The organism is Larkinella sp., from assembly GCF_965227735.1.
In the GTDB taxonomy this organism is placed as follows: domain Bacteria; phylum Bacteroidota; class Bacteroidia; order Cytophagales; family Spirosomataceae; genus Larkinella.
This window is the reverse complement of sequence record NZ_OZ245776.1, coordinates 3,213,349-3,227,900: the sequence shown is the minus strand read 5'-3', so window position 1 is coordinate 3,227,900 and position 14,552 is coordinate 3,213,349. Positions and strand designations below refer to the sequence as shown.

The following is a 14,552-nucleotide window of genomic DNA, read 5'->3' as shown; positions in this document are numbered from 1 at the left end:
GAGTCTGTAGGGGCCATGCTTACCGGGATGAATAATTCGGTGCTTCTTTCTGAATCTGAATGTCGTGCGGGTGGCTTTCGCGAACCCCGGCCGACGTGATTTTGACGAACTTGGCGTCTTGCAGCGTTTCGATGTCTTTCGCTCCGCAGTAGCCCATACCGGCTTTCAAACCACCCACCAGTTGGTAGATGATTTCGGCTACCCGGCCTTTGATGGGAACCCGCCCCACGATACCTTCCGGCACGAGCTTCTTGATATCGTCTTCGGCATCCTGAAAATACCGGTCTTTCGACCCTTCTTCCATGGCTTCGACGGAGCCCATGCCGCGGTAGGTTTTAAACCGGCGTCCTTCGTACAGCACCACTTCGCCCGGCGCTTCTTCGGTTCCGGCCAGCAGCGAACCCACCATGACGGTGTAGGCACCACCCGCGATGGCTTTCGTAATATCACCCGAAAAGCGAATACCGCCGTCGGCAATCACCGGAACACCGGTGCCTTTCAACGCTTTCGCCGATTCGTAAACCGCCGTCAACTGCGGCATCCCGATACCGGCAATGATCCGGGTCGTGCAGATACTTCCCGGCCCAACGCCCACCTTAACGGCATCGGCACCGGCATCGGCCAGTGCTTTGGCACCCGCGCCCGTAGCCACGTTGCCCGCAATCACTTCCAGTTTCGGAAACCGTTCTTTGATGCCCCGGACGGCGTCGATAACGCCCTGCGAATGACCGTGCGCCGTATCGACGCTGATGACATCCACCCCGGCTTTCACCAGGGCCTCGATGCGCTTGATCAGGTCGTGCGTAACGCCCACGGCGGCCCCCACGCGCAACCGGCCCAGCTCGTCCTTGCAGGCATTGGGGTGACTTTTCTTTTTCAGAATATCCTTGTAGGTAATCAGGCCGACGAGGTGATTTTGATCGTCGATGATCGGCAGTTTCTCAATCTTATACTGTTGCAGAATGCTTTCGGCTTCTTCGAGCGTGATTTTTTCCCGGGCCGTAATCAGATTTTCCCGGGTCATGATATCCGTAACGGGTTTCGAGAGTTCCGTCTGGAAGCGAAGATCGCGGTTGGTCAGAATCCCGATGAGTTTATTGGACGCATCGACGACGGGAATGCCACCGATTTTGAATTCACGCATAATCTGGTGCGCATCGGCGAGCGTGGCGCCTTCCATGAGCGTGATCGGGTCGATAATCATGCCACTTTCCGAGCGTTTTACTTTCCGAACCTGCTCCGCCTGTAGCTCGATGCTCATGTTTTTGTGGATGATCCCGATACCGCCTTCCTGCGCCATCGCAATGGCGAGATCGGATTCCGTAACGGTGTCCATGGCCGCCGAAATGAGCGGAATGTTCAGCCGGATGTTGCGGGTAAGTTGGGTAGTTGTCTGTGTATCGCGGGGGAGAACCTCCGAAAAAGCAGGCAAAAGAAGAACGTCGTCGTAAGTAAGCGCTTCGTAGAGAAATTTCGAGGAGTCTAAGCTCATAGCAAATAAACACGATAGGTTATTTGCCGGGTAAAGTTACTAAAAAAAACTTTCGAACTCAGATTAATTTTATTGAAATCTTTTTTTCCGACTCCTCGACACGGACCCGACAGTCGTCAAATGCAGGTCCTGACAGGCTTGGACGGAAATTGTTGCTGAATCCATAGGGCTCTTTCGGAATGCCAAACATCTTTTTATCCAACTGGCCGTTGCCGTTTACGTCGTGGAAAAGGGCAACGGCATAGTCGCCGGGTTTCACGTTAAACGTGATGCGGGCGGTGTTTCCGGTTACGTCAACCTGATGACTAACAAGGGGTTTGCAGCCGGTCGGAAAGTCGGTGCAGGGCTTGTATAGGCCAACCCGGATTTGTCCGGTAGGGTGTCTGATATTCTGAACATCAACCACCAGTTTCGTTTCCGCTGAAAAAGAATGAAATACCAGGAACCGGAGTGCAAAAAAAAGGAACATGCAGTGGGTAATTTGATTGTCTAGTTAACGCAAATTCTAGATCCTTGTTTCGCGTCTTGCTGAAAAAGAGGCAGAGAATTGTTACCGTTTAATTTCAACTGAATATTTATATGACCGAATACTCAATAAATATAGAATATGAGCCATTTTTTCTTATGAAACGTGTGACTTCATTCCCGTACTTACGTCTACTTCTGCGACGAGTAACTTTTTTACTATTATTCCCTGGCTCCATGAAAGAAGAACTCTACGACCGATTTATTGCGTCTTTACTGGAAGCCTATCCGATAAATGAAGAAATAATACGGTTTATCCGCCAATATCTATTGGTAAAAAAATTTCCCAAAGGAACTCATCTTCTATCGATCGGAAAAACGGCCGACAAGTTATTTTACATTGGAAAAGGACTTGCGCGTAGCTATTATTACTTAGATGGAAAAGAAGTAACATCCGGGCTTGCGGCTGAGGGCGATATGGTGTTATCGATCCCGAGCTTTTTAAACCAAATTCCGTCCTCAGAAACAATCGAGTTGATGGAAGATTCAGAACTTGTTTTTTTGTCCTATCCCGATTTACAGCGGTTGTATTATAAATACCCGGTTACGAATGTGATCGGAAGAATTATTTGCGAGAAATATCTTGTTATTTTTGACGAGCGAATCCGGTCTCTGAGGATGCTCAACGCTGAAGAACGCTATTATCAATTCTGTGAGCAGTACCCCACAATCTGCGCCAAGATGCCCCTGAAGCATATTGCTTCATATCTGGGTCTGTCCCGGTTTACCCTAAGCAGAGTGAGGGGACAGAAAATAAAGACCGGATTGTTGAATAAAGAGTGCTAGGAAAAAAGTTTTTTGGCGAATAAATTGCTTTTTAGCAACTATAAATCAATAGCTGAACCGTATATTTGCTTCGCTTGGATTAAATAAAATATGACAGCCTCATTTTTTTTAATCAAGGTGTTTTAAGTAATAACTACAAAGGCCATAAAGACTATCGCTACTGGTGATAGTCTTTATTTTTATGATAAGCCCTATTGATTATGACAAAGATTAGTAAATATTCCGTGAACTGCAATAAAGCCGCAAAAATATTTTCATAATTCTTGCAAAGAATTCTTTCAAAAAGAATTTAAAATTACACTTTTAAAAGCGAAAATCTAAAAACGGTAACTTATCGTTTACCATTTTTAGATTTTCGATAGATTAAAATAGGAATGTTACTTCTTATTCTGTTTGGTTAATTATTAAATTAATTCTGCTTCTTCTGCAACCGCGGGTGCTTTTATATCAACCCGGGGCGGTAGCAATTTATACAATACCGGTGTCACAATCCGCGAGAGAAGGGTTGAGCTAATTAACCCGCCAATCAATACCAATGCCAGGGGCGAATAAAGCGGGTTCCCCTCGATGGCCAGCGGAATCAGACCACCGATGGCCGTGAGCGAGGTCAGAACGATGGGTACGAAGCGAATTTCACCCGCCTGCTCGATGGCTTCGATCAGCGGCATTCCCTGCTCCCGGAGTTGGTTGGTGAAATCGACCAGCAGAATGGAGTTTTTGACCTCGATACCGATCAGCGCAATCAGACCGATGACGGCCACGAATGAGAACGGATTGCCCGACAGCAACAGGGCCGCAATGGCCCCAATGATGCCCAGCGGAATGACCGACAACACGATCAGCGTACTTTTGAAGGTGCCAAATTCCAGAATCAAGACCGCCAGAAAACCGAAAACCGTAATCAGAATGATCGTTCCCAAACCGCCGAACGATTTTTCCCGGCTTTCCAGCTCCCCAGCCGCTTTGTAGCGAAAATCGCTGGGAAACTTCAGGGCATCCAGTTTCTTAATGACTTCGTTGTAGACATTATCGACCAGATAACCACTTTTGACAAAACCGGTAACCGTAACGTAGCGGTCCTTGTCGTAGTGCCGGATCTGGTTGGTCGAGGTCTCGAATTGCAGGTCGGCAATCTGGCGCAGGGGGACAGATCCACCCGTTAGTGTATTCACATAGAGGTTATTAAGTACGCGTACGTCTGCTACCTTTCCTTTGGGCAACGTGACGTTGATCAGGAAATCGTCGCCCGCTTCGTCTTTGAACACACCCACATTCAAGCCCGCAATGGCCAGCCGGATGGTGCGGTTAATGTCGGCCACCGACATGCCGAGCATCCCGGCTTTTTCCTTGTTGATTTTGACGCGCAGGTCGGTTTTACGGGTCGCCAGCGGATTGTTGATGTAAATTAAACCGGGCGTGGTTTTCAGCACTTTCTCCACATCGGCGGCCACGGTTCGGAGCGTGTCCAGGTTTTCGCCAAACACCCGGATGGCCACCGGCGCTTCCTGGTCGGGACCCTGCTCAAAATCCTTGACCTCAATTTTGGCATTGGCATAGAACTTGAATTTCTCCCGCAGCTTGTCGATCAGTCGGCGTTTTTGAACTGGCGGCATATCGTGCAGTTGAACAAAAAACTGGGAGAAATTGGTAGCCTCGTTCCGTTGAATGATGTTGTAGTAAATCCGCGGGTTGCCCTTGCCGACGTTGGTCGTAAAATACTTGACCTCCGGTTCGTTACCCAACTGACTCTCGACGTAGCGGGCCACGCGGTTGGTTTCCTGCAAACTGGTGCCTTCGGGCGTTTCGATGTTGATCAGAAACTGCGGTTTTTCGGACGCCGGAAAAAGCGCAAAACCGACTTTCGGAACCAGCGACAAAGCACCACCAAAAATCGCCAGTGCGCCCAGCAGCGTGATAACCGGATGACGCAAGGCCCTGTGCAACAGGCGACTGTATGAGCCACTGATGAGTTTTTTCAAGGCCCGCATGAAAATATTACCTTCCGGATTGTGCTCTTCTTTCAGGATTCGGCTGGAGAGAAACGGGACAATGGTCAGCGAAACCAGCAATGATGCCAGAATGGTGGTGACCACAGCAGTGGGCAGCGAACGGATGAAATCGCCGGATGCTTCGGGCAAAAACATGAGTGGCAGAAAAGCCAAGATCAACGTAACCGTACAGCCAATGACGGCCAGCGTAATCTGTTTGGTTGCCTTGATCGCGGCTTCCCGCCGGGAAAAACCGTCGCGCAGATACCGCTCGATGTTCTCGACCACCACAATCGAATCATCGACCAGAATACCCAGCGCGACGATCAATCCGACAATGCTTAACTGGTTGATGCTGAAGCCGAACATGTTCAGCAGCGAAAGGCCGATGGACAATGAAAGCGGAATCGAAATCATGACGACGATGGCTGCCCGGATGCCGAGCGGTAGCAGCGTCAGGGCAACCAGCAAAATGGCGATGCCGAAATCTTTGGCAAACCGGCTCAGCCGGGCGTTAACGCTGGCAGCCTGATCGAAGTTTTTGACGAGCTTGATGTGGGTCGGCAGGGTTTTCGCGAAATCCTCGATGACCGGGTTCAATTGTTCGCCCACTTTCGCGATGTTTTCGCCGAGCTTCTGACCGGCTGTGACCAAAACCGCCCGGTGTCCGTTCAGGCGGGTGATGTGGGTTTCGTCTTCGTAATTGAAATCGACGTCGGCAATGTCGCGGAGGTAAATGATTTTCTGTCCGTTGGTCGAAACCACGGTATTTTTGATTTCGTCCAGCGACTGGTAATCCCCGCTGGTTTTGACATTGAATTTTCGTGTACCGGCCTGAAGGCTGCCGCCCGGAATGTTCAGGTTTTCGGCCTGCAACGCGCCAATCAGCCGATTCACCGCAATGCCTTCCTGCGCCATCCGCTCGATATTCAGCGAAATGCGGACGGTGCTGGCCGGATACCCCCAGTCTTCGACGCCTTTCAGACTTTTGACTTTTTCCAGCCGTTCTTTCAGCGCGTCGGCATAGTCGCCCAGTTCTTTGTTGGAAGCCACTTCCGACTGCAAAGCCACCTGAACGATACTGACGTCGGTTGGTGAAAATTTGCGGATTTCGATGTTGAAAATGTCCGTTGGCAGTTGCGCCCGGAGCGCATTGACTTCGCGCACCATCTCCTGGTATTTCTCATCCGGATCGACGCTGTAGTCATACTCCACCCGCAAAACCGCCAGACCGTCGTCGATGGTGGTGATAACGTGGCTGATGTCGTCCAGGGAGTTAAAACGCGCTTCGGCCGGATCGACCACCAGTTCTTCCATATCCTGCGCGTCGGTGCCGGGATACACGATCACCACGGCAAACGAGGGAGCCGTAAATTCGGGGTCTTCGCCCCGTGGCATGTTGAACAGCGAGTTGACGCCCAGCGCCACCACGGCGATGAACAGCACCAGCATGAACTGCCAGTTTTTGACGGAAAATTCGGATAAGTTCATAGTGGAAGTGTTTTCTCCGATAACCTCCGATGATCTCTGATCAACTCTGTGTAATAATTTTGCTGTTACACAGAGTTGATCAGAGGAAATCAGAGTTGATCAGAGGGGTTATTGGAGAACGACGGTTGAAGTTTCGGTGAGATAGGCTGAACCGGCCGTTACCACATTTGATATTCCCGATAAGCCGTTCGTTAACAAAACTTTGTCGTTGTCGATGAAGCCGATCTGCACCGGTATTTTGCGGACGTGCTTCTGATCATCAGACAAGACGAAAACGAAACCGTCTTTGCCGTTGCCTTCCACGATGGCTTCAATCGGGACCAGCGCGTAACTGCGGCTCTGGGCGGGTTGCAGGCTCACTTTGGCGAACAAACCGGGTGCAAACTTGACCGCGCCGGGGTTGATGCGGATTTCTACATCGTAGAGCTTGTTCTGTGGATCGGCGGCCTGGGCCATTTCGCTCACGGTACCCACAAACGTCTGGTCGGGATAGGCTTCCAGCGTGATGGTGGCACGATTGCCCACTTTCAGCCGCGCCCAGTCCTTGTCGGCCACGCCCACCCGCACGATCCAGTCGTTTTTCCGGGTCGACGAGATCATGAAAACCGCCCCACCCGCCGGGGCAAATTCGCCTTCGTTCATCAGTTTGCGCGTCACTGTGCCATCCACCGTCGACCGGATCTGGGCGTAATTCTGGTTGAACTGCGCGATGGTCAGGTTCTGTTTGGCAACTTCGTGGCCCGTCGTGGCATTCTGCAATTGTTCGAGGGTGGCGGCTGTGTCGGCATACAAGGCTTTGACGCGGTTGAGGTCGCGTTCGGCTTTTTCGTTCGAAAACTGCGCCTGGCTCACCTGGGCGTTGATTTCCGTTAGGTTGAGCGTCGCCAGCAGTTGCCCTTTCCGAACAGGCTGGCCTTCATCGACGTACATTTTTTGAATAATACCGCCAATTTTAAACGACAGTTTAGCTTCTTCCGACGACGAAACCAGCCCCGATGCCACCACCGGCTCGGAACGAATCACCGACTCGACTTTGGTCAGTTTGACCGGTATAGCCATATCGTCGGTTTGTGTCGTCGGTTTCTTTTCCCGGCTTTCTTCGGCTTTGGTGCCGCAGGCCAACAGCCCACCCGCCAGAAGCATGATTAGAAAATACTGAATGACTTTCATTGGAATAAGTAAGTTTATAATCGGTGCAGTAATCGTGTAAATGGCGAATGGGAAGTTAAAGCGGGTGTTATTGAATGGCCGTTACCCGATCCAGCGCGGCCCGTTTTAACAAGACATCATAGCGCGTCAGAACCTGCTGAATCTGAGCCGTTAACCGGTCGTTCTGGAACCGCAGGTATTCCACCAGCAGCGCCTGCCCGTTGCGGTATTTGCTGTCGACAAGCCGGAAGGTCTGTTCGGCATTGGCAAGGCCGGTTTGGGTGGCATTCAGGCTTTCGTTGGCCGCATCCAGTTCATAATAGGCCTGCAAGACCTGCAACTGAATCTGTTTTTCAACTTCCGTCATCTTCGTTTGCACGAGCTCCGTCTGGATTTTGGCCTGCTGTACTTTCGAACGTTTTTCGTAGCCCTTGAACAAATCCCAGGACAAACCCACCTGCCCCACCACATAGGCCTGGTTACTAAAGGTGTAGCCAAATCCCTGAAAACCAGCATTTCCACCAACGTACACATTGGGTAATTTGAGGGAAGCTTCGTTCATTTTAATGGCATTTTGCGAAGCCCGGAGCGAGCCACCGAGTTGCTTCAATTCCTGGCGGCTTTGCAGGGCGGTTTGCTGCAACTCACCCAGCGCGGGAGGAGCCGGGGGCAAGGTTCTGGTCAGCAGCGAATCGACCTGAATGTCGGCGGTCAGGTCGCGGTTGAGCAGAAAATTGAAATATGCTTTGGCGCTCTGGCGGTTTTTGTCGGCAACGGCCAGTTGCTGATCAATCTTGCTGATTTCGTAGCGTGTCGAGGTCACAACGTCTTTGGTGGCCACATTGTTGGCGACCAGTTTTTCGTTCAGTCTTCCCAGTTCACGCAACACCGCCCGGTTGTTGTCGTAGATCCGGAACGCGTCGAGTGTTTGTAAATACTGGTAATAGGCCGTGGCGATGGTATACCGCAACTCGTTTTCGACCACGCGCTTGCGGGCTTCCTGGGCGGATAGTAAATCTTTTTGAATCAGGTAGTTATACTGAATGTCGGTGTTGAAAACCGCGTACTGAACGCTGAGTTTGGTGTCGTGGAAATTGTTGGGCGCCAGCAGTTCGTTGACATTCGGGATGTTGGTGGGAAAGCGGTCGGAACCGGCGAGCTGATTGAGCGTAGCATACACCGGGTTGAGCAAATCGCCGACCGGAAACTGCAGCCGCCGACCGCCAGCCGCCAGCGAATAGGTCGGGTTGAACGTCAGCCGGGGATAAAAGAGGGCTTTTGCCTGGTTAATCGATTCCGTTACGCGGCTGATTTCCAGGGATTCCTGTTTCAGCGCGAGGTTGCTTTGTAAACCTTCCTGAATGTAAGCGTTCAGAATGGCCGAAGGGATTTCTGCCGTCTGGGCAGAACTGAGCAGCGAAGTGGTTGTCAGAATGAGAGTCAGCAAGTAGCCGATTCGTATTTTTTTGACCATATATTATATAATTAACACTGTTCACCAGAGTGGCAAATTTTTTTATAGTCCCTTCCGGATCGTTTCGACAAAGAGGTTAAAGGCTTCTTCCATTATTTCTTTCCGCCGGTCTTCCTCAAACATTTCCAGGCGTTTCCTCAGGAAAAGTGCCGTATTACCGTGCACCATGCTCCAGATCATCATGGAGGCAACTTCAGCATCACGGGTTTTAAATACACCCGTATCGATGCAATCCTGAACGCATTTCACGACCAGCCCAAAGGCAATTTTTCCTTCATCCCAAATATCGTCGCGGCAGGCCATCGCTTCAATTGGAGCTGTCATAATAAACATCAGGTCAAAAAACTCCGGATTTTCGAACGCAAACCGAAAATACCGGCGACCCATTTCAACCAGCCGATCAAAGGGATCGGCCAGACGAAGTGCTGGCTGAAATTCTTCGATCATTTTTTGAAAACCGATGTTATGAATGGCATACAGCAGGTCATTTTTATCCTTGAAATACAGATAAATCGTCGCCGGACTGTATTCAATGGCATCCGCAATGTTCCGAATGCTTACCTTTTCGAAACCGGTTTCTAAAAACAGCTTTTGGGCTGCTTCCAGAATCAGTTTCCGCATTTCCTCTTTCTCGCGCTCTTTCCGCTCAACAATTCCCATAGTTGTTAATTAACGTTACAAATGTACTGAACAGCGTTTAGTAAACAAGTGCTGTTTAATCGAAGAGGAAAAAAAAGGGGATGAAGGGTTAGAATCCGGGTGCCAACCGGTTCAAAATCGACGTGAATAAAATTCGCAGTTATTCGATCACCGCATAAACCGCCACCGGATTCGCTTTATTTTTTAGCAAAACTTCGCCCAGCGGCTCACAGCGAAAGGAATTTTTGACCAACTGGTAGGCGGCATCGCTGATGATGATTTGCCCTTCCTGGGCATACGACTGGAGCCTTTGGGCAGTATTGACCACATCGCCAATGACGGTGTAATCGAGCCGCCGGAGCGTGGCGGAGCCGATGTTGCCCGAAATCACTTCACCCGTATTGATGCCGATGGCCACTTTGGGCGTATAAATGGGTTCGTCGGGAAGCGTTTCCTCCATCGATTCGATGTGGTTCCGGACGGCCAGTGCGGCTTCGATGGCCCGGTCGAGGTGGTAGTCGCCCCGGAAAACCGCCATGATGGCGTCGCCCATAAATTTATCGACAAAACCGCCCTGGGCGATGATTTCCTTCACCATCACGTCGAAATACAGATTGATCAGCTTCACAACGGTATCGGCACTTTCGCGCTCCGTGATGGCCGTAAACCCGCAGATGTCGATAAAAACCGCCGTCGCCTGAACCGTTTCATTTACCATCAGCGACGATTCAAACTCCCGGCGGTCCATGAAGTTGAGCACCGATTCATCGACGTACATCCGCAGAATGTTGTTTTCCTTGATGGCTTTCAGCGTATCCCGTAGTTGCGCTACGTGCCGGATGGTTTTTTGCATCGTCACGTCCAGGTCTTCAAAATTGACCGGTTTACAGATAAAATCGAACGCGCCCCGGTTCATGGCCGTCCGGATGTTGGCCATGTCGCTATACGCCGAGACGATCACGGTTTTGGTCAACGGGCTGACCTCGCCGAGTTTTTCCAGCAGCGTCAGACCATCCATCTCGGGCATATTGATATCACTCAACACGACATCAATGTCGGGATGCTGCTGGAGTTTGACCAGCGCATCAACGCCATTGAAAGCAAAAACAAACTCATATTGCAGTTCGCGGATTTGCCGGCGAAACTTTTGCCGGATCAGCAGTTCCAGATCGGTTTCGTCATCCACGACCAGAATTTTAGACTTCATAGGGCGCTTTTGAGTTTTTCTTTCAGGTTGTTAAAGTCAAGCGGTTTGGTCAGAAACGCATCGGCTCCGAGCTGCATCGCCTGGTCGTGGCTTTCACTATCGCCATACGCCGTGATCATCATCACAACGGGCGGAGGGGCCGGATACGTGGTTTTAATCAGGCGCAGCAATTCCAGACCGCTCATGCCGGGCATGTTGATGTCCGACAAAATCAGTACATATTCAGAAGGATGTTCGTTCAGGTAAGCGAGGGCTTTCTCGCCCGAATGGGCAAAAGCGAACAGGAGTTCACCCGCGCGGATCTCGCGCCGAAAGCGTTGTTCAAAAAGTATCTGTACGTCCGTTTCGTCATCTACCACCAGTACTTTCATCTCAGGCGTATTTAGTAAAAAAAATAAAAAGGGTTTATTCTCAAAGGTACGCAAACTCGGCCTTTATGTCGGTAACTGAATGATGAACTCCGTAAACTCACCTTCTTCGGTTTCGACGGTCAGTTCTCCGCCGTGGCCTTTGGTAACGATGTCGTAGCTCAGCGACAGGCCCAGACCGGTTCCCTGACCCGTGGGTTTGGTTGTAAAAAACGGCTGGTAAATTTTAGTCAGAACGGTTTTCGGAATCCCGCAGCCATTGTCGCGCACCCGGATTTCGATCTGCTCATCGGACAGGCGTTTCGTGCTGACCTGCACCGTGGGCTGATAGCCCGCCAGACCGGTTTTTCGTTTTTGTTCCGTGGCATAAAAGGCATTCGTAAACAGATTGAGCAGCACCCGGCCCATATCCTGCGGCACCACGGAAACCTTGCCCAGGTGCTCGTCGAAATCCATGATCAGCGTGGCATTGAAGGACTTGTCGCTGGCCCGCAAACCGTGGTATGCCAGCCGCAGGTATTCGTCGGCCAGGTTGTTGAGGTCGGTGGGTTCCCGCTGGGGTGTGCTGGTGCGCGAGTGTTGCAGCATCCCCTTCACAATCGAGTCGGCCCGTTTGCCGTGGTGCGTAATTTTTTGCAGGTTTTGCGTCAGGTCGGTCAGCAGTTCTTCTTCCAGTTCGATGTCCCGGTCTTCCCGTCTGCGTTCTTCCTTCAACTCTTCGATCAACTCCACCGACACTTCCGAAAAGTTGTTGACGAAGTTGAGCGGGTTCTGAATTTCGTGGGCGATGCCGGCGGTCAGTTCCCCCAGCGAGGCCATTTTTTCGCGCTGAATCAGTTGATCCTGCGTGGCTTTCAGTTCGGTCAGGGTTTGTTCGAGTTCTTCTTTCTGGCGGGTCAGTTCGGCCGTCCGTTCTGCCACAAGCTGTTCGAGCATCACGTTCTGACCGGCAATAATCCGACTTTGTTCTTCTTCCTGGAGTCGTTTCAGACGTTCTTTTTCGAGGGCTTTCTGCTGCCGTTGCGTACTGACCCAGGTCGCAATTAGCCACACCAGCGTAAAGACCTCGGCGATCTCGACAACCGTACTAATGGATTCGTAAAAATCCGAATCGATTAATTTTGCAATGTCTTTGAACAGCGAAACCAGGATGTAGGGGCCAACCGCCAGCCAGACGTTGCGAACCGGCCGGAAATCTTTCAGGAGATAAGCCGCTCCAACCATGCCGAGCAACATCACATGCCAGAGCCATTTGGTAATGCTGGAATCGAGAAAGACATCGGCCGCCAACAAACCGGATGCCGCGTATTGGACGATCACCAGGATTCTTTCCCACTCCGGAAACCGCACGGCTGTCTGGAGTGAAGTCCGGATGTACCGCACCATAAAAAAGACAATCAGAAAAGAAGCTATTTCCATAGAAATCGGGCAGCAGTGGGGCAAAGGGTGGTTTGGCTCCTCAAATTAAGCGTTCCGGGGTAGACTTACAATTTCTATTTGTAAGACAGCCGTTGTGGGAAAGAAACCGGGTGATGCAAATCGTGATATATTTGTTTCGTTTATTAAATTGACGGAATGGGAATCGTTATTTCGCAGAACTACGCAGAGAAAAAGGAGTTAAGCGGAGTATATTAAAAATCTCTGCGCACCTCCCTGTTTTCTCTGCTGATCTCCGCGAAATAACCTTTATTTTTTTTTAATTCTTCATTGCTATGGAATACAGACAATTAGGCGCATCGGGGCTGAAGGTTCCGGTATTGAGTTTTGGAACGGGCACGTTCGGGGGCGGCACCGAATTTTTTAAAGCCTGGGGCAGCACGCAGGTCGAAGAAGCCACCCGGATGGTCAATCGTTGTCTGGATGCCGGTCTGACGCTGTTCGACACCGCCGACGTGTATTCAAAAGGGATGTCCGAAGAAATTCTCGGCAAGGCCCTGAGCGGTTTGCGCGATAAGGCCCTGATTTCGACCAAAGCGACTTTTAAAATGAGCGATGGGCCAAATGACTTTGGTTCGTCGCGGTTTCACCTGGTCAAATCCTGCGAAGACAGCCTGCGCCGGTTAAAAACCGATCACATCGACATCTATTACATGCACGGTTTTGACGGCAACACGCCCGTGGAGGAAACGCTGAGTGCGCTGAACAATCTGGTGCAGAGCGGAAAAGTGCGCTACATCGGCTGTTCCAACTTCTCCGGCTGGCATCTGATGAAATCGCTGTCGGTTTCCGAACGCTACGGCTGGTCGAAATACGTGACACACCAGGCGTATTACTCGCTGCTGAGTCGTGAATTTGAGTGGGAATTGATGCCGCTCGCGCTGGATCAGAAGGTTGGAACGGTGGTCTGGAGTCCGCTGGCGGCCGGACGATTGGGGGGCAAATACCGCCGGAGCAATCCCGCACCCGCCGACAGCCGGATTGCGCAGGGAGGGGGCGAGGGTCCGGTGATTCCGGAAGACTACTGGTTTACGATTGTCGATACGCTGGACGAACTGGCGGCCGAAACCGGTAAAACCGTCGCCCAGGTGGCCCTGAACTGGTTGCTGCAACGCCCGACGGTTTCGAGCATCGTGATCGGTGCCCGAACGGAAGAACAACTGACTCAGAATCTGGGCGCCATTGGCTGGAACCTATCGAAGGAGCAGGTGGCCCGGCTGGATGCTGCCAGCAATAAGGAGCCGATTTATCCGTACTGGCACCAGCGCAAAAACCCGGATCTGAATCCGCTGCCGGTGTAGTTACGGTTTATGGGGTTCGTTATTCTGATTTCGTTATTCGGTATTCAATATTCGCTATTCGTTATTCAATATTCGTTATTCAATATTCGATATTCATGAATCTTAACAACGAATATTGAATTCCGAATAACGAATATTGAAGTTAATGCTTCACCGAGGTCTGAATCAAATTTGAAGATGCTTTGGCGATGATTTTGCCATCGGCCGCCGTGATCTGGCATTCGGCATGAACGATGTTTTTACCCGCCCGCACCACCTGAGTCCGGGCCGTGACGGTTTCGCCCAGCCGGGCGCTGTGCAGAAAATCGACGTTCAGATTCACCGACGTATACAGATTTTCCCGGCCCAGGGCGTAAACCGTCGTGCCAATCAGTTCGTCGATGATGGCCGAAGCGGCTCCACCGTGCAGAATCCGCATCGGATTGGTCATGTCCTCCCGGACTTCGTATTCCACCGTTAGGGATCCTTCTTCGGCAGCCAGCAGCGTGCCGTTCAGCCAGCGACCGAGGGGCGAGGGGCTCTGGGCCATAGCCTGGCCGATCATGGAGCGGAAGAATTGCAGCCGGGGGTTGGTTTCGGGAGTCGACATAAGCGGGACTATTTTTACAAAAATAGCATTTAACCAAGTAGAAAACGGTTTAATGAACTATATTCCGTGGATTTTCTTGGGAGGTAGCCGGACTTGTGTTACTTTT

General features: G+C 51.0%; 12 protein-coding genes. 2 read left to right on the top strand and 10 right to left on the bottom strand.

Translation table 11 applies throughout. From position 1 onward, the window contains the following. Positions 1 to 19: 19 nt before the first annotated feature. Both guaB and ACO064_RS12345 read right to left on the bottom strand, forming a co-directional pair. Positions 20 to 1,492, bottom strand: a complete 1,473-nt coding sequence (guaB, locus tag ACO064_RS12350; RefSeq protein WP_114409957.1) for an IMP dehydrogenase — start codon at positions 1,490 to 1,492, stop codon at positions 20 to 22. A 58-nt stretch (positions 1,493 to 1,550) separates the two neighbouring features. Then, positions 1,551 to 1,961, bottom strand: a complete 411-nt coding sequence (locus ACO064_RS12345; protein WP_421827657.1) for a DUF2141 domain-containing protein — start codon at positions 1,959 to 1,961, stop codon at positions 1,551 to 1,553. A gap of 233 nt (positions 1,962 to 2,194) precedes the next feature. Here ACO064_RS12345 and ACO064_RS12340 point away from each other — a divergent pair, with 233 nt between their 5' ends. Beyond that, the gene (locus ACO064_RS12340) at positions 2,195 to 2,803 is read left to right on the top strand and encodes a Crp/Fnr family transcriptional regulator (RefSeq protein WP_421827656.1); all 609 of its coding nucleotides are present in this window, start codon (positions 2,195 to 2,197) and stop codon (positions 2,801 to 2,803) included. Positions 2,804 to 3,207: 404 nt separating this feature from the next. Here ACO064_RS12340 and ACO064_RS12335 read toward each other — a convergent pair whose 3' ends face one another. From ACO064_RS12335 to ACO064_RS12305, 7 genes are all read right to left on the bottom strand, one after another. Then, positions 3,208 to 6,282 (bottom strand): efflux RND transporter permease subunit, encoded by a 3,075-nt coding sequence (locus tag ACO064_RS12335; RefSeq protein ID WP_421827655.1) that lies wholly within the window; start codon positions 6,280 to 6,282, stop codon positions 3,208 to 3,210. Positions 6,283 to 6,390: 108 nt separating this feature from the next. After that, positions 6,391 to 7,452 (bottom strand): efflux RND transporter periplasmic adaptor subunit, encoded by a 1,062-nt coding sequence (locus ACO064_RS12330; RefSeq protein WP_421827654.1) that lies wholly within the window; start codon positions 7,450 to 7,452, stop codon positions 6,391 to 6,393. Positions 7,453 to 7,519: 67 nt separating this feature from the next. Next, complete coding sequence (locus ACO064_RS12325; protein ID WP_421827653.1) at positions 7,520 to 8,878, bottom strand: TolC family protein; 1,359 nt, start codon at positions 8,876 to 8,878, stop codon at positions 7,520 to 7,522. A gap of 69 nt (positions 8,879 to 8,947) precedes the next feature. Continuing rightward, complete coding sequence (locus ACO064_RS12320; protein ID WP_421827652.1) at positions 8,948 to 9,565, bottom strand: TetR/AcrR family transcriptional regulator; 618 nt, start codon at positions 9,563 to 9,565, stop codon at positions 8,948 to 8,950. A 139-nt stretch (positions 9,566 to 9,704) separates the two neighbouring features. Next, positions 9,705 to 10,751, bottom strand: coding sequence for an adenylate/guanylate cyclase domain-containing protein (locus ACO064_RS12315; protein ID WP_421827651.1), 1,047 nt, complete (start codon positions 10,749 to 10,751; stop codon positions 9,705 to 9,707). Next, positions 10,748 to 11,122: a response regulator gene (locus tag ACO064_RS12310; protein WP_421827650.1), complete on the bottom strand. Its 375-nt coding sequence runs from the start codon at positions 11,120 to 11,122 to the stop codon at positions 10,748 to 10,750. Before ACO064_RS12310 ends, ACO064_RS12315 begins: the two co-directional genes overlap by 4 nt. 63 nt (positions 11,123 to 11,185) lie before the next feature. After that, on the bottom strand, positions 11,186 to 12,538 hold the full coding sequence (locus ACO064_RS12305; RefSeq protein ID WP_421827649.1) for a sensor histidine kinase: 1,353 nt from the start codon (positions 12,536 to 12,538) through the stop codon (positions 11,186 to 11,188). Between the two features lie 293 nt (positions 12,539 to 12,831). Here ACO064_RS12305 and ACO064_RS12300 point away from each other — a divergent pair, with 293 nt between their 5' ends. Beyond that, entirely contained in the window at positions 12,832 to 13,857 is a 1,026-nt protein-coding gene (locus ACO064_RS12300; RefSeq protein ID WP_421827648.1) for an aldo/keto reductase, read from the top strand. Between the two features lie 142 nt (positions 13,858 to 13,999). On the opposite strand, the gene ACO064_RS12295 is transcribed toward ACO064_RS12300, so the two are convergent. Further along, a complete protein-coding gene (locus tag ACO064_RS12295; RefSeq protein WP_421827647.1) occupies positions 14,000 to 14,446 on the bottom strand; it encodes a PaaI family thioesterase in 447 nt (148 codons plus the stop codon). Positions 14,447 to 14,552 lie beyond the last annotated feature (106 nt).

Coding starts and splice junctions, on each gene's coding strand:
- guaB (WP_114409957.1), bottom strand. CDS start 1,492: ATGAGCTTAGACTCCTCGAAATTTCTCTACGAAGCGCTTACTTACGAC.
- ACO064_RS12345 (WP_421827657.1), bottom strand. CDS start 1,961: ATGTTCCTTTTTTTTGCACTCCGGTTCCTGGTATTTCATTCTTTTTCA.
- ACO064_RS12340 (WP_421827656.1), top strand. CDS start 2,195: ATGAAAGAAGAACTCTACGACCGATTTATTGCGTCTTTACTGGAAGCC.
- ACO064_RS12335 (WP_421827655.1), bottom strand. CDS start 6,282: ATGAACTTATCCGAATTTTCCGTCAAAAACTGGCAGTTCATGCTGGTG.
- ACO064_RS12330 (WP_421827654.1), bottom strand. CDS start 7,452: ATGAAAGTCATTCAGTATTTTCTAATCATGCTTCTGGCGGGTGGGCTG.
- ACO064_RS12320 (WP_421827652.1), bottom strand. CDS start 9,565: ATGGGAATTGTTGAGCGGAAAGAGCGCGAGAAAGAGGAAATGCGGAAA.
- ACO064_RS12315 (WP_421827651.1), bottom strand. CDS start 10,751: ATGAAGTCTAAAATTCTGGTCGTGGATGACGAAACCGATCTGGAACTG.
- ACO064_RS12310 (WP_421827650.1), bottom strand. CDS start 11,122: ATGAAAGTACTGGTGGTAGATGACGAAACGGACGTACAGATACTTTTT.
- ACO064_RS12305 (WP_421827649.1), bottom strand. CDS start 12,538: ATGGAAATAGCTTCTTTTCTGATTGTCTTTTTTATGGTGCGGTACATC.
- ACO064_RS12300 (WP_421827648.1), top strand. CDS start 12,832: ATGGAATACAGACAATTAGGCGCATCGGGGCTGAAGGTTCCGGTATTG.
- ACO064_RS12295 (WP_421827647.1), bottom strand. CDS start 14,446: ATGTCGACTCCCGAAACCAACCCCCGGCTGCAATTCTTCCGCTCCATG.